The sequence below is a fragment of the Streptococcus sp. 1171_SSPC genome (genome assembly GCF_001069335.1).
Taxonomy (GTDB): Bacteria; Bacillota; Bacilli; order Lactobacillales; family Streptococcaceae; genus Streptococcus; species Streptococcus xiaochunlingii.
In genome coordinates, this window is sequence record NZ_JWAK01000007.1 from 1 (window position 1) to 19,374 (window position 19,374).

The 19,374-nt window shown below is 40.6% G+C and carries 16 protein-coding genes; 1 reads left to right on the forward strand and 15 read right to left on the reverse strand.

Features of this window, described 5'->3' with window-relative positions:
* Positions 1–253 precede the first annotated feature (253 nt).
* The 6 genes from ADF75_RS00520 to ADF75_RS00545 all read right to left on the reverse strand — a co-directional run bounded on the left by ADF75_RS00520 (position 254) and on the right by ADF75_RS00545 (position 8,886).
* Complete coding sequence (locus ADF75_RS00520) at positions 254–1,177, reverse strand: ATP-binding cassette domain-containing protein (RefSeq protein WP_048692002.1); 924 nt, start codon at positions 1,175–1,177, stop codon at positions 254–256.
* Between the two features lie 9 nt (positions 1,178–1,186).
* Complete coding sequence (locus tag ADF75_RS00525) at positions 1,187–2,254, reverse strand: ABC transporter ATP-binding protein (RefSeq protein WP_048788750.1); 1,068 nt, start codon at positions 2,252–2,254, stop codon at positions 1,187–1,189.
* A gap of 11 nt (positions 2,255–2,265) precedes the next feature.
* On the reverse strand, positions 2,266–3,192 hold the full coding sequence (gene oppC, locus ADF75_RS00530) for an oligopeptide ABC transporter permease OppC (protein WP_048692005.1): 927 nt from the start codon (positions 3,190–3,192) through the stop codon (positions 2,266–2,268).
* Complete coding sequence (locus ADF75_RS00535; RefSeq protein WP_048788751.1) at positions 3,192–4,691, reverse strand: ABC transporter permease; 1,500 nt, start codon at positions 4,689–4,691, stop codon at positions 3,192–3,194. Before ADF75_RS00535 ends, oppC begins: the two co-directional genes overlap by 1 nt.
* Before the next feature lie 64 nt (positions 4,692–4,755).
* Entirely contained in the window at positions 4,756–6,741 is a 1,986-nt protein-coding gene (locus ADF75_RS00540; protein ID WP_048692009.1) for a peptide ABC transporter substrate-binding protein, read from the reverse strand.
* A 180-nt stretch (positions 6,742–6,921) separates the two neighbouring features.
* A complete protein-coding gene (locus ADF75_RS00545) occupies positions 6,922–8,886 on the reverse strand; it encodes a peptide ABC transporter substrate-binding protein (RefSeq protein ID WP_048788752.1) in 1,965 nt (654 codons plus the stop codon).
* Positions 8,887–9,061: 175 nt separating this feature from the next.
* Between ADF75_RS00545 and pbp3 the strand changes: the two genes are divergently transcribed.
* Positions 9,062–10,309, forward strand: coding sequence for a D-alanyl-D-alanine carboxypeptidase PBP3 (gene pbp3, locus ADF75_RS00550; RefSeq protein WP_048788753.1), 1,248 nt, complete (start codon positions 9,062–9,064; stop codon positions 10,307–10,309).
* A gap of 65 nt (positions 10,310–10,374) precedes the next feature.
* Here pbp3 and ADF75_RS00555 read toward each other — a convergent pair whose 3' ends face one another.
* From ADF75_RS00555 to ADF75_RS00595, 9 genes are all read right to left on the reverse strand, one after another.
* A complete protein-coding gene (locus ADF75_RS00555) occupies positions 10,375–10,947 on the reverse strand; it encodes a hypothetical protein (protein ID WP_048788754.1) in 573 nt (190 codons plus the stop codon).
* Positions 10,948–10,967: 20 nt separating this feature from the next.
* A complete protein-coding gene (sufB, locus tag ADF75_RS00560) occupies positions 10,968–12,380 on the reverse strand; it encodes a Fe-S cluster assembly protein SufB (RefSeq protein WP_048788755.1) in 1,413 nt (470 codons plus the stop codon).
* Positions 12,381–12,525: 145 nt separating this feature from the next.
* Positions 12,526–12,960, reverse strand: coding sequence for a Fe-S cluster assembly sulfur transfer protein SufU (gene sufU, locus ADF75_RS00565; RefSeq protein ID WP_048692025.1), 435 nt, complete (start codon positions 12,958–12,960; stop codon positions 12,526–12,528).
* Positions 12,947–14,173: a cysteine desulfurase gene (locus ADF75_RS00570; RefSeq protein WP_048692027.1), complete on the reverse strand. Its 1,227-nt coding sequence runs from the start codon at positions 14,171–14,173 to the stop codon at positions 12,947–12,949. Before ADF75_RS00570 ends, sufU begins: the two co-directional genes overlap by 14 nt.
* 2 nt (positions 14,174–14,175) lie before the next feature.
* Positions 14,176–15,438: a Fe-S cluster assembly protein SufD gene (gene sufD / locus ADF75_RS00575; protein ID WP_048692032.1), complete on the reverse strand. Its 1,263-nt coding sequence runs from the start codon at positions 15,436–15,438 to the stop codon at positions 14,176–14,178.
* A 41-nt stretch (positions 15,439–15,479) separates the two neighbouring features.
* Positions 15,480–16,250, reverse strand: coding sequence for a Fe-S cluster assembly ATPase SufC (gene sufC / locus ADF75_RS00580; protein ID WP_048692034.1), 771 nt, complete (start codon positions 16,248–16,250; stop codon positions 15,480–15,482).
* 86 nt (positions 16,251–16,336) lie between these two features.
* Positions 16,337–17,494 carry a glycosyltransferase family 4 protein gene (locus tag ADF75_RS00585; RefSeq protein WP_048692036.1) on the reverse strand — a complete coding sequence of 386 codons (1,158 nt, stop codon included), beginning with the start codon at positions 17,492–17,494 and terminating at the stop codon, positions 16,337–16,339.
* A complete protein-coding gene (mecA, locus tag ADF75_RS00590; RefSeq protein ID WP_006594967.1) occupies positions 17,491–18,237 on the reverse strand; it encodes an adaptor protein MecA in 747 nt (248 codons plus the stop codon). The genes ADF75_RS00585 and mecA overlap by 4 nt, the downstream gene beginning before the upstream one ends.
* 164 nt (positions 18,238–18,401) lie before the next feature.
* The gene (locus ADF75_RS00595; RefSeq protein WP_048692043.1) at positions 18,402–19,238 is read right to left on the reverse strand and encodes an undecaprenyl-diphosphate phosphatase; all 837 of its coding nucleotides are present in this window, start codon (positions 19,236–19,238) and stop codon (positions 18,402–18,404) included.
* Positions 19,239–19,374: the final 136 nt, after the last annotated feature.

The following is a 19,374-nucleotide window of genomic DNA, read 5'->3' on the forward strand; positions in this document are numbered from 1 at the left end:
TCTTAAACTCATTCTGTCACTGACAGATTTATTGTTTTTTCATTGTTCAGTACTACAACATCAGTTGTAGTGCCCTGCACATTGGTTCGTCTTGTTCAGTTTTCAAAGGTCTTTGTCGCTCTCGCGCGACAACTATATTAGTATATCACGTCCATAAATACTTGTCAACATCTTTTTTCTATTTTTTTAAAAAAAGTTTTTCTTTTTTAAAAAAATAGAAAACGAGAAGCGTGTTCTTCTCGTTTTCTTATGTTTATACAAGTTCTTTATATTTTTTCTGTTCTGCTTTATTTGCCCAAACGTAATGTCCAGGTTTGATTTCTACCATTTCTGGTTTGTCGGTTGAATAATCATGCTGATCAGGATCATAAACTTTCAGAACTTTTTTACGTTCTAGAATTGGGTCTGGAATAGGAACTGCAGACAGGAGAGATTGTGTATAAGGATGAATTGGATTGTTGAACAACTCTTCCGTTTCAGCTACTTCTACAATAACTCCTTTGTAAATAACCGCAATACGATCAGAAATAAATCGAACGACTGAAAGATCGTGTGCGATAAAGAGATAGGTCAATCCCAACTCTTTTTGGAATTTCTTAAGGAGATTTAAAACTTGCGCACGTACGGATACGTCAAGGGCTGAAATAGGCTCGTCTGCGATAACAAATTCTGGTTCCATTACCAAGGCACGAGCGATCCCAATCCGCTGGCGTTGTCCACCAGAGAATTCATGGGGATAACGAGTCAAATGCTCTGCTAGAAGGCCCACTTCATGCATAATCTCTTTTACTTTACGTACTCGGTCTTCTTCATTGTCGAATAGGTGATAATTGTACAAACCTTCTGAAATAATGTAGTCGACAGTTGCACGCTCATTCAAACTTGCTGCCGGGTCTTGGAAGATCATTTGAATTTTACGTATTAATTCATTTTCATCCTTGCGCGATTGCTTCCCATTGATTTTTTTACCATCATATAGAATATCGCCTGCACTAGTGTCATTCAACCCAATGATTGCACGACCAATTGTCGTCTTCCCACTACCAGACTCACCAACAAGAGAAAATGTTTCTCCTTTGTTGATGAAGAAATTTGCATTCTTTACAGCTACAAATTTTTTACTTCCTTCACCGAAGGAAATTTCTAGATCTTTAACTTCTATTAATTTTTCTGTCATTTCCTTCTCCTAGTCCTTGATTGTAGTGAATCCCATTTTCGCACTAATCTTTTCATGAAGATTATCAATAATTTCTGGTTTATTGACTTTTGGTGCATCTTCATGTAAGAGCCATGTTTTAGCCCAATGTGTATCTGAAACATTGAAGACTGGTGGATGTTCCTCGAAATCAATTTGCATTGCATAGTCTGAACGCAAAGCAAAGGCATCCCCTTTTACTGGTGAATACAATGATGGAGGAGTCCCTGGGATAGAATATAAATCACCTTTAGAGGTAGACAATTGTGGCAAACTTGAAAGGAGACTCCATGTATAAGGATGTCTTGGATCGTAGAAGATTTCTTCTACTTTACCAAATTCTACAATTTCACCAGCATACATTACGGCAACCTTATCTGCAATACTTGCGACCACACCTAAGTCGTGGGTAATAAAGATTGTTGTAAAGTTATATTCTTTTTGCAATGATTTCAACAAGTCAATGATCTGGGCTTGGATGGTTACGTCAAGGGCCGTTGTCGGCTCGTCACAGATCAAGATATCTGGGCGACAAGCAAGCGCAATAGCAATAACGATCCGTTGGCGCATCCCGCCTGAATATTGGAAAGGATATTCATCAAAGCGACGTTCCGCTTCTGGGATTCCCACCTTTTCCATATAATCAATGGCCATTTCTCTGGCTTCTTTGGCACTTTTGCCTTGGTGTTTAATAATAACTTCCGTAATTTGGGATCCGATTGTATTAATCGGATCCAAACTGGTCATTGGATCTTGGAAGATGGTTGCAATTTTTGCACCGCGGATATCTTCCCAGTCTTTGTTTGATTTGAGTTCTGTTAATTCTTGCCCACGATAATTAATGTTACCATTGGCAATTCGTCCGTTGTCTTCTAACATTCCTGTGAAGGTTTTTGTGAGAACAGATTTACCAGAACCTGATTCACCAACAAGTGCCATAACTTCACCTTCAACAAGGTCTAAGGACACATTGCGAATGGCTGTTAAGACACGATCCCGAACATCAAATTCTACTACGATATCGCGAGCAGATAAGATTACATTTTTATCATTTGTCATACCTACTCCTCCTATCTATGTGTACGTGGATCGCTGGCATCTGCAAGGTTTTGTCCAACGATATAGAATGACAAGGATACCAAGACTAAGACTGTCAATGGAATCCAGAAAAGATACGCATTGGTTGTTACGTTTTGTGAGTAGTCTGAAATCAGACGACCTAAACTTGGAACTGTAATTGGCAATCCCAATCCAAAGAAGGAAAGGAAGGCTTCAGTTGAAATAAAGGCTGGCAACAATTGAGTTGTTGTCGTCACAATAACAGATACCAATTGCGGTAAAATGTTTTTTGTCACGATTTTTAGAGTTGGAGTCCCCAAAGTACGGCTTGCCAAGTTGTACTCTAAATCACGGTAACGCATAATTTGGACACGGATAGAATAAGCAATCCCAATCCATCCTGTTACCGTCATCGCCAAAATTAAGTTCCAGAAACCAGCTCCGATTGAGTAAGTCAAGACAATAACAATCAACATGAATGGAACGTTTGAAATAACGTTATAAACTTCCATCATGAAGCGGTCGATTGATTTTGACACACCCCAAATCCCACCAATCACTACACCGATTACAACGTTGATCAAGGTAGCAATAAAAGAGATGATAATCGAATTGCGGGCACCAAACCAAACTCCATCAAACAACGATTTACCATTGTTATCTGTACCAAAGAAAGCTTTGGCACTTGGAGGATTCAAACGAGCAGTGAAATCATTTACTTTACTTACATCATTGTAATCAAAGTTTGAAAACATTGGATAAACAAAACTCATCAAGAGAATTCCCACCAAGACTGCTAACATGAAAATGGTTGATTTCTTTTTAAAAAATTGGCGAAATACTGATTTCCAGTAGGAGTACGACGGCGCATCAATTGTTTCAGAGGCAAAGTCGTCACGTTCAACAAATTGGAATTTCTTTTTATCGATTGTAGACATTATTTGCCTCCTTTCTTAGTTGTCAATTTGATACGAGGGTCTACCATAACCATGAGAATATCACCGGCCATCGCTCCAAATACAGCAAGAACGGTGAAGATGAAGACAAGACCCACCACCATGGTATTATTCGATGCTTTGATGGAATCAATCAACATTTTACCCATACCAGGGTAGGCAAAGACAGTTTCTGTCAAGGTAGCTCCTGAGATAACCAAGACCAACTGAACAGGAATACCTGTAACGATTGGAACCATGGCATTCTTGAAAATATGCTTGCGTGAAATTTCTTTTTCAGAAAGTCCTTTAGCACGTGCAAAACGGACAAAGTCTTGTGAGTGCAAGTCAATCATATAACGACGAATCCAAACAGCTAAACCTGGAGCGGTCAATAGTCCCAGGATGACAGAAGGAAGAACGTACGATCTCCAGTCCTGAGCTCCTAAGACTGGGAAAGAGTCTGGAAGACCGATTGTTGAACCAACCAAGCGGACGATGTAGACCAAGGCAATCGTTGGAAGAGCCATCATCAATGTCAAGACAGCTGTTGAGGCACTATCAAACCATGTGTTCTTCAACAAGGCCATGTATGATCCCAAAGGAATTGCGATCAAGTAAGCAATTGCAATCCCGATCAAGCCGATAATAGAAGAGCTCACAATCATGGATGGATTTTCATAGTTACTCAAAGTTGCTGTATAAGCATCTCCTTCACCAAAGCGGGCAATATCTTGAGCATCTGCCTTGCTTGGTGATTTGTAAGTACGTGAGTAGATATCGATAGAAGATTCTTTTTTCCCTGTTGGGAAGTTTACTTCACTCTTTTTAGTAGTACCTTGTCCTTGTGTAATAACCTGAAGAACCGGCGTATTTGAATAAGTTGGATAAGATTCACCCAAGTTTAACGATACAAAATTTTGATGAATGAACGGGAATTGACCATTGAAATACAAAAGATATTTATGTTTAGTCCCCGAACCAACTACTGACCAACCAATAGCTGGGTCATTTTCAATGCGAATATAGCGTTCAAGTTTTGGATTTGAAGCATCTTTGATGACATTTGGATGATCAATCTGAATCAGATTGCCGTAGAATCCAATAACACGTTCAAAGACAGGGACTTCACGAGTTGCGTAAAAGCCTTTGTTTTCAGGGAAACGTTTCAATACCCAGCCATTTCCAAGATTAGAAATGTACTTTTTGTAGATCTTTTCATTTTCTTTAGTAGGCTCTACAGTTACTGATGAGTCTTCCTTGCTTGCTTTTTCTTTCAAAGCTTTTGAATCAAGATATTCTATATACCCCATACGATCATAGACTGTGTTTTCATAATTGATTTTAGAATCCTTAGTCTTTGCAATCTTATTGTAGTTAGGGTCGTTTTTGAAAATTAAATTTCTTGGGGTTAGCGTATAAATAATTGTATACGTCAATGTCGTAACTAAAAAGATCGACACTAACGAACGTAAAATACGCATAAATATATATTTTTTCATATTCCGTTCCTTTAATGTTCAAAAGAACTTTCTCCCCTATTAGAGAAAGTTCTGATGAAGGTGATTATTTAACGTGTTTTTCTAGTTCTTGCTGAGCTTTTTTATTTGAATCAGCTTTTTCTTTCAACCATTTTTCACGTGCTTGATCATATTGTTTTTTAGTGACAGGTTCATCTTGAACTTCAACATATTTGAAATAAGTTGATCCTTTGTTACCTGTTTGTGAGGAAGGTTCAGAGAATGGAACCACTTTTGAAACAACTGTAGCTGCACCAGAGCTTGTCATAGTTGGAATCACTAATGCGCTATCTGTTAACCAAGCTTGCGCTGCTGCAAATTTGTCGTAACGTGTTACTACGTCTAGGGTTTCTTTTTCTGCATCATCAAGCAATTTCGCATATTCATCTAAGCCAACAGCCTTAGCAGAGGCATTATCGACACCACCAGCAAATCCAAGGTAAGTCTTAGTTTGGTCTGGTGAAGATGGTTGCAAGGTATCAAGGTAAGTAGATGGGTCATCGTAGTCTGGGTTCCATCCTACAAGCCCTTGAAGATCCCAGTCAGTTTCTGCAGCTGATGGTACGTTCAATGTAATGTTCAAGACTTCATCTTGGTCCATCATTTGAAGGTCCACAACAACGTTTTCTGTACCAAGTGTTTCTTCAACTGATTGTTTGAAGGATTGCATCCGTGACACAAAGTTTGTTGAGTTTTGTGCAACCGGAACATCCAAGTGGATTGGGAATTGAACACCATCTTTTTGGAGTTCAGCTTTTGCTTTTTCAAACTGAGCTTTTGCTTTTTCCTTGCTATAGAGTCCGTTTTGACCGTCTGCAAGATTCACACCGCTCCATTGATCTCCATAAGTTTGCAACTTGTCTGCTACTACATCACCAAAGTCTTTACCATTTACTTGAACAAAGGCAGGTGCGGTGTACATATTCCGAATAGCAGCCTTAGCATAGTCTTTACCATTGACTTGCGCTGAATAATTCTCACGGTTCAAGGCAAAGGTGATCGCTTGACGGAAATTCTTGTTTAAGATAGCTTTCTTAGTAGAAGATTTCTGGTCATCTGACGTCTTAGAAGTATGGTTGTAGGCTTGACGGTCAATGTTGAAACCTAAAACTGCTACACCAGAACCAGGCTGTGTGTTGTAGATATTATCTTTGTATTTTTCTTCAACAGATGCAAAGTTAGAGCTAGCAGGGTATAGACGCGCCTTGGTATATGAACCATCGCTAAAACCGCGCGCCAAGGAATCTTGATCTGATCCATCATAATAAGACAATTTAATCTTGTCGATATGAACGTTGTCTTTATCCCAGTAATCTTCGTTCTTTTCAAAAGTGATTTCTGATTTAGAAGTGATTGATTTCAAAAGGAATGGACCATTGAACAAGATTGATTTGACATTACCTGGCTGACCAAATTCATCACCCTTGCTCTTCAAGAAATCTGTACTAATTGGGAAAAGAACACCATTAGTTGTTTTTGAATTCCAGAAAGTTTCTGGTTGGTTCAAAGTATACTCAAGTGTATAATCATCTACTGCTTTGACCCCAACCTCAGAGAAGTCTGAAATTTTTCCTTCTGAGTAGTCTTTCAATCCTTTGATTGAGTCTTTTACCAATGGAAGAGATTCTGATTTTTTATCTGCCGCATGCTTCAATCCAGTAACAAAGTCATGAGCTGTTACTTCACCATGCTCTTCACCGTCAGCATCATACCATTTAACACCCTTACGGATTTTATAAGTATAGGTCAAACCGTCTTTTGAAACAGACCAATCTTCAGCAATAGATGGTACAAGGTTTCCGTACTTGTCGTTCTCCAACAAACCATCTACACCGTTTGTTGTAATATCGTGTACGGAAGCTTTTGAAGATACAGTGTAATCCAAAGTTGTTGGATCATCTGTATAAACATAGCCATATGTTGTATCTTTTTTTGATGCAGACTTGCTATCTTTTGAGCCAGAACATGCTGCAAGGAAAGTTGCTGCGAGCAATGTTACTCCGGCAAATGCAAAAACTTTACTTTTTTTCATTTTGAGTCTCCATTTTATTGAATTTAGATAGAATTATAGCATAAGTGAGACAAAAAGTAAACTAAATTTTCTGAATATTTGGCAAGTGAAAGGAGCCACTAAGCGGAGGACTGTCTAAAAAATCAATCCTTTTTAGTGGCTCCTTCCCCTACTTAAACTTATGCGTTCTTACTATCCCAGCTATTTCGATTCGATGTGGTTCTTTAATTCTTCTTGGGCTTTTTTATTGGATTCAGCCTTTTCTTTCAACCATTTTTCTTTACTTGCATCGTAATCCTTTGTCTTGATGACTTCTTCTGAAAGTTCAAGATATTTATAGTTGGTTCCTGTACCTTTTGTTCCAACCCATGAAGCAGCACGACTATATGGGACAGTCCGTTGCAACATTGGCGTTCCACCATTTGAAACAGTTGGTAAGATCAACGAACTATCGGTTAGCCATGCTTGAGCGGCTGCGTATTTCTCATACCGTACAGCTTGGTCACTCACTTCTGCATTGGCATCTTTTAAGAGCTCTGCATACTTCCCAAAGTCAACTGCTGTAATAGCAGGGCTGTTTGAACCTGCATCCACACCTAGATAGTAGAAAACAGAACCGTTAACAGGACTTAAACTCTCTAAATAAGTAGATGGATCTTGGTAGTCTGGAACCCATCCTCCGCCTGCAAGGTCATAATCTTTCTCAGCAGCAGTGTCTGTAAAGTAGGTAATATTGTTAAAGTCATCATCAGATAATTTCTGAATATCTACGACAACATTGTCTGCACCAAGAACAGCTTCTACGGATTGTTTGAAGGAGCTAGCTTGTTGTACCTGGCTGTTATCTGTCTGACTGACAACGTAATCCAAATGAATTGGGAATTGTACCCCTTCTTTTTGCAGTTGTTCTTTAGCTTTTGCAAATTCAGCCTTGGCTTTTTCTTGATTGTAGAGGGTGGTTTGGGCATCATCTAGATTTACGTCTTTCCACTCATCCCCATAGGTCACCAATTGTTTCTCGACAACCTTACCGAACTCTTCGCCATTTACTTGAACAAAAGTCGGTGGAACCAAGGTGTTTCGAAGAATCTTGGTCGCTGCATCTGCGCCAGATGTTTGTGCAGCATAGGCTTCACGGTCAAAGGCAAAGTTGACAGCTTGACGGAAATCCTTATTTAAAATCGCTTGTTTTGTAGACGATTTTTGAGCATCTGTCGTTTTGGCTGTATGGTTATACTTCTGACGATCGATGTTGAAGCCTAGATAGTAAGATGTACCATATTGAACACCATAAACAATATTATCACCAAATTTCTTTTTCACACTCTTATAAGTGGAGCTATTTGGCATTACCGTCGCAAATGAATATTGTCCATTCTCAAATTTCTTGATGACTGATTCTGGATCTGATCCATCATTGTAAGTCAACCTCACATTATCAATATGAACATTCTTTTCATCATAGTATTCTTTATTTTTTACAAGTTCAATTTGAGATTTTGAAGTTAAATTCTTTAAATAATAGGGACCGTTATAGAGAATACTACTTGGTTTTAAAGAACCAAAGTCTTTTCCTTGAGATTCTAAGAACGCTGCGTTAACTGGGAAAAGGACGCCTGATGTCGTCTTAGAATTCCAAAAGCTTTCTGGGCGTTCCAAGGTATATTGAACGGTGTAATCATCTAGAGCTTTCACGCCAACTGTCTTAAAATCTGTTGTTTCACCCTTGGCATAGGCATCCAAACCTTTAATGGAGTTTTGGATTAAGAAGAGACCTTCTGATTTTGATTCCACAGCATGTTTGATTCCTGTCACAAAATCGTGAGCTGTTACAGCACCATATTCTTCCCCTTCACTGGTGTACCATTTAGCATCTTTTCGAAGTTTATAGGTATAGACCAAGCCATCTTCTGAAACTGTCCAGTCTTCTGCCAAACTTGGGATTAAATTTCCATATTTATCATTTTCTAACAAACCATCAACAAGGTTACTTGTAATATCAGACGTCGTTGTACGAGTCGATGCAATGTAGTCCAAAGTATTTGGATCCGTTGAATAAATATAAGAATAAGTAGATTGATTGCTGCTTCCACCACCGCATGCTGTTAATAGAAGAGCGCTGGCTAGAGAAACACCGGCCAGTACAAACCGTTTATTTACTTTCATCACTATCTCCTTATGTTAGGTTTTCTACCATTATACACTATTTCTTCCATTTTACCAACTATCTTTACAATTTACTTATAGAGTTTTAAATTAAGTGAAGGTGAAAATAGGATTAAAGCAGTTGCCTTCTTTTATGATACAATAGTAGAGACAAAAAACAATCGAGGATTCAAACGTGAAAAAAATAATCACTTTACTTCTTTGTATAATTCTTACCCTTCTCAGTACTTCTCCTGTAAGAGCGGAGGACCTAGACCTTGGAGCCCAGCATGCTATTGCGATTGATGGGACAACAGGTAAAATACTCTACGAAAAAAATAGTGATGAGAAAAAAGAGGTTGGCGGAATCAGCAACCTTTTGACCACTTATCTCGTTTACGAAGCCATTCAGCAAGGAAAAATCTCTTTAAATGATGACGTAGATATTTCGGACAAAGCCTACCAACTGACCGCTGTTGAAGGAATCAGCAATGTCCCCATGGAAGCTCGTAAATACAAGGTTAAGGACCTGCTCACTGCTCTCCTCGTATCAAACGCCAATAGCGCTGCCATTGCCTTAGCTGAAAAAGTAGCTGGTAACGAAGAACAATTCGTCCTGCTCATGAAAGCGAAGCTCAAAGATTGGGGGATTACAGATGCGACGATTGTGAATGCTAGTGGTTTGAACCAATCTATCATTGATGGGGATGAGGATGAGGAAAACAAAAAGAAAGATACAGAAAACAAGCTGAGTGCTTATGATGTAGCAGTCATCGCAAAACATCTTCTGGAAGACTATCCTGAAGTTACAAAAATCACCTCCCTTTCCCATGCAGAATTTGCTGGAATTCAATTGGAGAGCAGCAACTATATGTTGGAAAACATGCCCAACTATCGAGCAGGAGTGGATGGCCTAAAAACCGGAAATTCCGATAAAGGGGGGATTTCATTTGTTGCTTCTACCAATCAAAATGGTATTCGCATGATCACTGTTGTCATTGGTGTTGAGGCAATCGATGGAGATCCCTACGCACGATTTGTTGCAACAGCCAACCTTATGAATTATGTGAGTCAAAACTTTATTGCAAGTCTGATTGTCAGCAAAGGCGAAGCCTACAACAACAGTAAATCAACAGTCCTTGATGGTAAAAAAACAAGTGCCACCGCTGTCGCCAAGGATGACTTCATTGTGATTGAACGACAAGGAAGCCAAGCAGAAGCTAAAATCACCTTTAAAAGTAGCCAAGCTTCATTTAGCGCTCCTATAAAGAAAGGTACTTCTCTCGGAACCCTTACCTACACTGATCCAGAACCCATCGGTCGAGGGTATATCGAAGGTAAAGCCCCTAGTATGGAAATGGTGAGCGGAGAAAATATCCAAAAAAGTTTCTTCTTAAAAGTGTGGTGGAATCAATTTGTTCGTTACGTCAACGAAAAACTATAAATGCTCATAAACAAAAAAAGAGGTCACCCTCTTTTTTTGTTTATTCAATTCCGTCAACAGAACTTCTATCGAACTTCGAAATAAGGAAAAGCAGTGTCGCTGTCTATTGGATGAGTCGGGATTTCTTGTTCAATCACCGCACGCCAACCTGCTACCAATTCTTCAAAAGATAAGCTAGCTTCAGGTGTAGCTGTTGTTAGCTTCCGACCAAACCAAGCCATGGTCGCCGTTTCTAATTGAAGCATGGCATAACTAATCATAGGAACATTGGCAGCTTCGTAATTTTCATTGACTGCATGGGATACAGCTGGGGCTTGAGGCAAGAGTTGAAGGCGGATTTTTTCTACAAGTTCTGGATCCAATTCTTGCCAAGAAATTAATTTCCCATCGATTTGATAATACAAATCAAATGTTTCTTGACCCGGCTTAAAATTCACTAGCATAAAGGCACGATCCGCTTTATCAGGACCGCCAACAGCCTTCACAGCATTGATCAAGAGATTTTGTTCCATCTGTCTCCAATAGTCATCTGCTTCTTCAGCTAAATCGTTTGTAAATGGCGGAATAATTTCTTCTGCAGGAATTTCGCCCTTATTCGCTTTTTCGACATTACCAAATAATTTTTTTAGGAATCCCATTGGCTTCTCCTTTTATCTCCTTAACCGACAGATCCTTCCATTTCGTAGCTAATCAATCGGTTCAGCTCAACTGCATATTCCATTGGAAGTTCTTTAGTGAAGGGCTCTACAAATCCCATGACGATCATTTCAGTCGCTTCTGATTCTGATAAACCACGGCTCATGAGGTAATAGAGTTGCTCTTCAGAAATCTTAGAAACCTTAGCTTCGTGCTCCAAAGCAACTTGCGAGTTATGAATTTCATTAAATGGAATGGTATCTGATGCAGATAAGTCATCCATGATAATGGTATCACACTCAATGTGACTGACAGATTTCGCTGAATCTTTATTAAAGGTCACTTGTCCACGGTAGTCAACCTTCCCTCCACCTTTCGCGATGGATTTTGAGACGATTGAAGAGCTGGTATGTGGAGCATTATGGATCATTTTAGCACCTGTATCTTGGTGTTGCCCCGCATTTGCAAAGGCGATAGAAAGCATAGTCCCACGCGCGCCTTCTCCATCCAGATAAACAGACGGGTATTTCATGGTCGTTTTAGCTCCGAGGTTTCCATCGATCCATTCAACTGTCGCATCTTTGGTTGCTTTGGCCCGTTTGGTTACCAAGTTATAGACATTGTCGGACCAATTTTGGATGGTCGTGTAACGCATATAAGCGCCATCCAAGGCAAAAATTTCGACAATGGCTGCGTGCAGGCTATTGCTTGAATAAGTCGGTGCTGTACATCCTTCTACATAGTGGACGCTAGCGCCTTCGTCAACAATAATCAAAGTTCTCTCAAACTGACCTGTATTTTCATTGTTGATCCGGAAGTAGGTCTGCAAAGGAACATCGACCATAACACCCTTCGGCACATAGATAAAGGTTCCACCTGACCAAACAGCTGAGTTGAGGGCTGCCAACTTATTATCCGTTGGAGGTACCAACTTAGCAAAGTATTGCTTAAACAAGTCTGGATATTCCTTCAAAGCCGAATCTGTATCGGTAAAAATGATTCCGAGCTTTTGGAATTCTTCCTTCATGTTATGGTAAACTACTTCAGACTCATACTGAGCAGCTGCTCCGGCCAGGTAAGCACGCTCTGCTTCTGGAATACCAATCCGTTCAAATGTTTCCTTAATTTTTTCAGGCACTTCATCCCAGCTACGTGCAGGTTTATCAGATGGTTTTTGATAATAAATCAAATCATCAAAATCAATATCTGACAAGTCTGCTCCCCAAGTTTGCATCGGCATTTTTTTAAATGCTTCATAAGACTTCAAACGGAACTCCAGCATCCATTCCGGCTCATTTTTCGCAGCAGACAACTCGCGAATAACCGATTCATTCAACCCTTTTCCTGTTGACAAGATTGGGTCTACATCATCGTGAAAGCCAAATTTATATTCACCAAGATCAATTGGTTTTGGTTCTACTCTTTCTTCTGTCATATCTTTCCTTTCATTTTCTTTTTAGCGCTCTTTACATGTGATTACTTTTTCTAATCTGGATCATCAGCAGCCGAATGTTGATAGCACTTCTCACCAGAAGCTCGGTTAAAAAACAGACTTGAATCTTCATCACTTTTATTTATCATTAGGCTTGAGCATCGATTGCTTTCTTGAGAGCATTCCAAGCCAGGGTCGAGCACTTGATCCGTTGTGGAAATTTAGCAACCCCAGCTAAAAAGGCTGCATCTCCCAACTGGTCTTGACAGGTATCTTCTTTGCCTTGGACCATTTCTGAAAAAATAGTCGCCAACTCTAGCACTTCTTCTTTGGATTTTCCTAGGACAACGTCCGTCATCATACTAGCAGAAGCCGTCGAAATCGTACAACCTGAGTTGACAAAGGCAATGTCCTTGATTACTCCTTCATCATCAAACTGAACAGACAAACTAATCACATCGCCACAAGTTGGATTGTTTAAGTTGATTTGTTCAATCCCTTCAATCTTTCCATGGTGATGGGGATTTTTTGAATGGTCAGCTACTACAGCCATATAGAGGCTATCTAATTTAGAAAGTGCCATTGAAAAACTCCTTTGTTTTTATCAGCGCTTCTACAAGCTTATCACAGTCTTCCTTTGTATTGTAGAGATAAAAGCTAGCCCGAGCAGTCGCTGGAACCTCCAAATACTGGATCAAAGGTTGAGCACAATGGTGGCCTGCCCGAACGGCAACCCCTTCATAATCCAGGGCAGTCGCAAGATCATGAGGATGCAGATCCCCTAAGTTGAAGGAAATCACCCCAGAGCGTTTCGCTAAATCTTGGGAGCCATAGATTTTCAAGCCTTCAATTGCTTGAAGTTTGGGAAAGACGTAGGCAATCAAGTCTTGCTCGTGATGCTCAATGGCATCCATGCCAATAGCCTCTAAATAATCAATCGCCGCAGCTAAACCAATAGCGCCAGCCATATTTGGAGTCCCTGCTTCGAATTTCCAAGGGAGTTCCTTCCAAGTTGCGGATTGTTCATAGACAAAGTCAATCATTTCCCCACCAAATTCAACAGGTGACATTTGGTTGAGATAGTGCTCTTTTCCATACAAGACTCCAATTCCTGTCGGTCCAGCCATTTTATGTCCGGAAAAGACAAAGAAGTCTGCATCTAGTTTTTGAACATCAATTTTCATATGGGGGACTGATTGGGCCCCATCCACTACCATAATAGCACCTTTTTCATGGGCTAATTGAGCGAGTTCCTGGATAGGATTGATCACCCCGAGAACGTTAGAAGCATGGGTAATGGAAACAAACTTGGTTCGATCTGTCAATTTTTCTCGGAAATCCTCTAAATCCAGACCACCGTCTTTCAAGTAGGCATAGACCAACTTCGCCCCTGTCTTCCGACAAGCTTCCTGCCAAGGAAGGATGTTGGAATGGTGTTCCATAATAGAGATGAGGACCTCATCCCCCTCTTCGAGGATTTCCTCTGCAAACCGCCCAATCCAGTTCAAGCCTGTCGTGGTCCCTCTCGTAAACAAGACCTCTTTGGTCGAGGAAGCGTTTATAAAACGACGGACCGTTTCTCTTGCTGCTTCATAGGACGCGGTCGCCCGTTCCGCCAAGGTATGAACCCCGCGGTGAACATTGGCGTTATCCTCTTGGTAATAGCGATTCACCGCCTCTAAGACAGCTTTTGGTTTTTGTGTCGTCGCTGCATTATCTAAATAGACAAGTGGCTCATCATTCACTATTTGATCTAAAATCGGGAAATCTTTCCGAATCTTTTCGACATCTATCATGTTTATCTCTTCAATAATTTATCTTCAATGGTTTGGATCATTTCTTCACGAACTTCTTGGACTGGAATCTCCACAATCACTGATCCAAGGAAACCACGAACCACTAGGCGTTCTGCAGTTGCCTGATCCAAGCCACGGCTCATGAGGTAGTACATGTCTTCTGGATCTACCTGACCGATAGAAGCCGCGTGACCTGCAGTCACATCATTTTCATCGATCAAAAGAATTGGGTTAGCATCGGAACGAGCTTGGTCAGAAAGCATTAACACACGGCTTTCTTGTTGGGCATCTGCCCCTTTTGCTCCCTTGATAATGTGGCCAATCCCGTTGAAGGTCAAGGTTGCCTTTTCAAGAATGACACCATGTTGGAGAATGTTCCCTACCGAATTGCAACCATAGTTGGTTACACGGGTATCAATCCCTTGTACCTGACGACCACTAGATAGGGCTACGACCTTCAGGTCTGCATGGCTGCCGTTTCCTATCAAGTCACTATCAAAGTCAGCAACGATATTTCCTTCGTTCATGACACCGATTGCCCAGTCAATGCTAGCATCCTTGCCTAGTTTCCCACGGCGGCTAATGTAGGCAGTGACATTCTCACCAAGACGATCAATCGCAGCAAACTTCACTTGCGCACCCGAACGGGCAATGACTTCTACTGTGATATTAGCAGTTGCCTTAGCACTACCTTCTCCACGTGACTCTAACCGTTCAAGGTAACTAAGCTTACTGTTCTTACCAGCGATAATCAAGATGTGCTTGTTAAATGGCACATCGCTATCACTATCCTGGTAGAAGACACCCTCGATTGGCTCCGCGATTTCTACATGATCTGGAATATAGAGAACAGCTCCACTATTGAAATAAGCTGTGTGGTAGGCTGCCAACTTGTCATCATCATATTTAACGGATGACATGAAAAATTCCTCTACGACCTCTGGAATTACTTCCAGGGCTGAGTGGAAGTCTGTAAAGATGACTCCCTGGTTGGCCAAGTCAACTGGAATCTGTTCAAATACTGTATGGGTTCCATGCTGAACCAATTTTAATTGATTGTCAATCGCAGTAAAGTCTGGCACAGCCGTGAGCGGCTCACTTTCTGTGATCGTTCCATCGCCAAGATTCCAACGATGAAATTTCACGCGTTCAATCACGGGTAGTTCTAAATCATCAATTTTATCAAAAGCCTTCTGACGCAAGTCCTGCAACCATTGGGGCTCTGCATGCATTTCTGAAAAAAGTTTGATATTTTCTTTGGTCATTTACTCCTCCTCAAAGATCCTGTTCAGTTTTGGACACAAGATTAGAGTTCTTCTTTGTAGTCGTAACCTAACTCTTCTGCTAATTTCGCGTATCCTTCACGCTCCAAACGCACAGCAAGCTCAGGGCCACCTGAAAGGACAACACGACCTTCCATCATCACGTGAACCACATCAGGAGTAATGTAGTTTAAAAGACGTTGGTAGTGGGTAATGATCATGGCACCAAAACCTTCGCCACGCATTTCATTGACCCCTTTTGAAACTACTTTAAGGGCATCGATATCCAAACCAGAGTCAATCTCATCAAGGAGGGCAAACTTCGGTTCCAACATCAATAATTGCAGAATTTCATTGCGTTTCTTCTCACCACCTGAGAAACCTTCGTTCAAATAGCGTTCTGCCATCTCTTCCTTCATATTGAGGAGTTCCATTTTCTGGTCCAATTTTGTGATGAAATCACGAACAGAAATTTTTTCGTCCTCTTCTTTGCCTGCATTCATGGCTGCACGAAGGAATTCAGCATTGGTAATTCCTGGAATTTCTGATGGGTATTGCATAGCCAAGAAAAGGCCCATGCGAGCACGTTCATCCACTTCCAATTCAAGGATATTCACTCCATCAAATAGAATCTCACCCTTGGTCACTTCATAGTTTGGATTCCCCATGATCGCTGCAGATAGGGTGGATTTCCCTGTCCCGTTAGGTCCCATGATGGCTGCGATTTCCCCTGTTTTAAGGGTCAAGTTCACGCCTTTTAAAATTTCCTTGCCTTCAATTTCTACATGAAGATCTTTAATCTCTAATACTGACATTTGTATTCCTTTCTGCTATAGAGTTTTGTCTTATCTAGTATAACAAAAAAAAGCCTAAAAGGCTTTTCTGGTGTTTAGAATCGTTCTTATTTAGTCTTATTTTTTCTATTTTGTCGAACTTCCTCTCGATAGGCAGAATTTCCTATATAGCGTAAGCAATTTAGGAGCGGACTATGGTTCGGACCTAGGACTCCAATCAATTCTGCTAATAATTCAACTCCTAATACCAAACCGATGACAAGCAGAACGCCACCAATACGAGTCGAAATATTCAATAGAAGAGAAATCATAGCAAAAATCATCGAAATCCCATAGATGACCAAGACGGTTCCACGATGCGTTAAGCCCAAAGAAAGTAGGCGATGGTGCAAGTGATTCCGGTCTGGGGCATAGAACTTCTGACCAGAGAGAGTCCGACGAACAATCGCTAAAAAGGTATCCGTAATGGGAACTCCCAAGATAATCATCGGCGTAACAACTGCAACAGCCGTCGCATTCTTAAGACCTTGCAAGGACAAAACAGCAATCATAAAACCAATGAAGAGGGCTCCTGTATCCCCTAAATAAAGAATCGCTGGATGATAATTAAAGGGGAAGAAACCAGCAATGGCCATGACTAAGACAAAAATCGTCATAGTCAGAAAGAGATTGGGCACTGGGAGAAAGAAATGAGAAACAATCCCCATCGTCACCAAGGAAATAATCGAAACCCCACTGACCAGGCCATCCAAACCATCAATCAAATTGACTGCATTGGTAATCGAAATGATCCAAATGACTGTTAAAATATAGGACAACCAGGGATCAAAATGAAGAAATGGCCCTCCAAAAGGGATCTTGAAATCATTTAAGCGAAAATCTGTAAAGAACCAGATCACACTGGCCCCTAGGAAAATCCCCAACATCTTTAACCGCGGTGATAATTCTTTTATATCATCGATTAAACCAGTCAGGCCAATGATCCATCCTCCAACAACAACTGGTAAAGTATAGGTCAGATATGATGTCTTAGCTACATAGCCTTTGGTAATCATCGGTAGCAATACCACGGTTGCAATGGTGAAAGCAAGAAGAATGGCTAAACCACCAGCGCTGGGCATGGGTTTTTTATTGATCCGACGCGCATTTGGATAGTCTACGGCATCTATTTTAAAGGCCAGTAACCTCACAAAGGGAGTTAGAATCAAACTGATCAAAAAAGTTGCAATCAGGACCAGGATAAATTGTAATGGAAAAGTAATCATACCAAATTAACCTTTTGAAGTTCGTGAATAGCATCTGAGACGAGCAAGAGATGGCCATGTTCCTGGAGGACAGCTCTAGTAGTATCTGTATCTTCCGCATATTCACGCATGGTTGCCAAGAGCCAACCTGGATAATCTTGCGGGCACCCTTCCAAATCAATCAAGACGGTTAAATAGTAAACCCCGTCCATTTTATAAAGTTCCGAAGTCTCGACCGCATAATGAACTGTTTTTGTAAACCGAATCACTTCTTCTAACTGAGAAAACTGGAGGATATAATAAATATACCGTGTATCTACTGGATGATTCGGTGTATCTTCTTCTGAAAGCTGATTCTCATCAGCCAATTCCTCAGCTTCTAAATGACGGATAGCATCGCCGTCTCCCTTACTCTTTTCAGAGATGGTTTTTTCCAAGGTCTTGATAAATTCGTCCGGAGACATTTGCGACAATTCTTCCATATCAGGCAAGTCGGAAAAATCTTCAAAATTTAGATGCTGGTCAATTTTTGATTTGGTCACAAAAACATCGAGCTTATCCGGCTTAGGAGTCACTCGGAAACTCAACATGCCACTGTCTAAGAAGCTTTCTGGCATTTCCAATTCATCTAAGATGGTATAGAAAAATTCTTCTGTTTTTTCTTGAGGCACCAAAAAATCGGCCATTTCCATGCCTCGTTCCTCTAAATCCTCTAATTGAATCGTGATTTTAATGGTTGAATCACTGATTTGCTTCATCTTCATGACTGCACCTCATACTGTTAGTCTTTCTATTATACTAAAAAGGGACATATTTTTCAAAACATGACCCCCACCTCAGATATGAAAAAACCTTAAACAAAAGAGCACTTCCTCCCCCCTCAAACATAGCCATTTGAAGTGAAAGAAGAAGCACTCCTATCTCATGATTAGATAAAGATTTTAATTACTGCATAGACCAGCAAAATCGCTCCCAAAACAATCCGATATTTTCCAAAAACCGTGAAGTCATGAGTTTTAACATAATCTGTCAAGAAGCGAATTGCTACCATACTGACTCCGAAGGCAACTGCCATAGCGACCAAAAGGATCGTCCCTTGGCTGAAACTTAAAGCATTTCCTCCCAAGACAAACTTAGCGACCTTTAATAGGCTAGCTCCAAACATGGCAGGAATCCCCAGATAGAAGGTAAATTCTGTCACAACAGAACGGCTAACTCCATTGACCAAACCACCTACAATCGTTGCACCTGACCGACTGGTCCCTGGGAAAAGTGACAAGACTTGGAACAAACCAATATAGAGAGCAGTCTTATAAGGCAACTTGTGTAATTCCGTCACTTCTGGTTCTACTTGCTCTCGTTTTTCAAGGTAAATAAAGGCCCACCCATAGGTGATCAGCATGATGGCTACAGAAAAAGAGTTATGAAAATGAGCTTCAAACCAATCATCTAATTTAAAGACAAAGAGCAAAGGCAGGGTCGCCACAGCAACCTTGGCCCACAATTGCCAAGTCCGTCTCACCTCTTTTTTCGATTTTCCAGGCTTAAAGGGATAAAGCTTGTCGAAGTAAATCACGACGACGGCCATAATAGCACCAAGCTGAATAACGACATTAAACATCTCCATAAAGGCAGGGTTTTGATCCTTAAACTGAATAAAGTCTTGGATCAAAATCAAATGACCTGTACTTGAGATTGGAAGCCACTCGGTGACTCCTTCAACGATTCCAAAAAGAATCGCTTTTATCACTTCAATGATAAACATCTTCTTCTCCTAAACTTACATTTGCTATATTATAACACATTTCTAGCCATAGAACCAGATGTGCTTGCAAGGATGCATAGACTAAAAAAGAGAGTGGGACAGAAATCGGTAATTCGTTAGAATTCGATTTCGTCGT

Coding starts and splice junctions, on each gene's coding strand:
- ADF75_RS00520 (WP_048692002.1), bottom strand. CDS start 1,177: ATGACAGAAAAATTAATAGAAGTTAAAGATCTAGAAATTTCCTTCGGT.
- ADF75_RS00525 (WP_048788750.1), bottom strand. CDS start 2,254: ATGACAAATGATAAAAATGTAATCTTATCTGCTCGCGATATCGTAGTA.
- oppC (WP_048692005.1), bottom strand. CDS start 3,192: ATGTCTACAATCGATAAAAAGAAATTCCAATTTGTTGAACGTGACGAC.
- ADF75_RS00535 (WP_048788751.1), bottom strand. CDS start 4,691: ATGAAAAAATATATATTTATGCGTATTTTACGTTCGTTAGTGTCGATC.
- ADF75_RS00540 (WP_048692009.1), bottom strand. CDS start 6,741: ATGAAAAAAAGTAAAGTTTTTGCATTTGCCGGAGTAACATTGCTCGCA.
- ADF75_RS00545 (WP_048788752.1), bottom strand. CDS start 8,886: ATGAAAGTAAATAAACGGTTTGTACTGGCCGGTGTTTCTCTAGCCAGC.
- ADF75_RS00555 (WP_048788754.1), bottom strand. CDS start 10,947: ATGGGATTCCTAAAAAAATTATTTGGTAATGTCGAAAAAGCGAATAAG.
- sufB (WP_048788755.1), bottom strand. CDS start 12,380: ATGACAGAAGAAAGAGTAGAACCAAAACCAATTGATCTTGGTGAATAT.
- sufU (WP_048692025.1), bottom strand. CDS start 12,960: ATGGCACTTTCTAAATTAGATAGCCTCTATATGGCTGTAGTAGCTGAC.
- ADF75_RS00570 (WP_048692027.1), bottom strand. CDS start 14,173: ATGATAGATGTCGAAAAGATTCGGAAAGATTTCCCGATTTTAGATCAA.
- sufD (WP_048692032.1), bottom strand. CDS start 15,438: ATGACCAAAGAAAATATCAAACTTTTTTCAGAAATGCATGCAGAGCCC.
- sufC (WP_048692034.1), bottom strand. CDS start 16,250: ATGTCAGTATTAGAGATTAAAGATCTTCATGTAGAAATTGAAGGCAAG.
- ADF75_RS00585 (WP_048692036.1), bottom strand. CDS start 17,494: ATGATTACTTTTCCATTACAATTTATCCTGGTCCTGATTGCAACTTTT.
- mecA (WP_006594967.1), bottom strand. CDS start 18,237: ATGAAGATGAAGCAAATCAGTGATTCAACCATTAAAATCACGATTCAA.
- ADF75_RS00595 (WP_048692043.1), bottom strand. CDS start 19,238: ATGTTTATCATTGAAGTGATAAAAGCGATTCTTTTTGGAATCGTTGAA.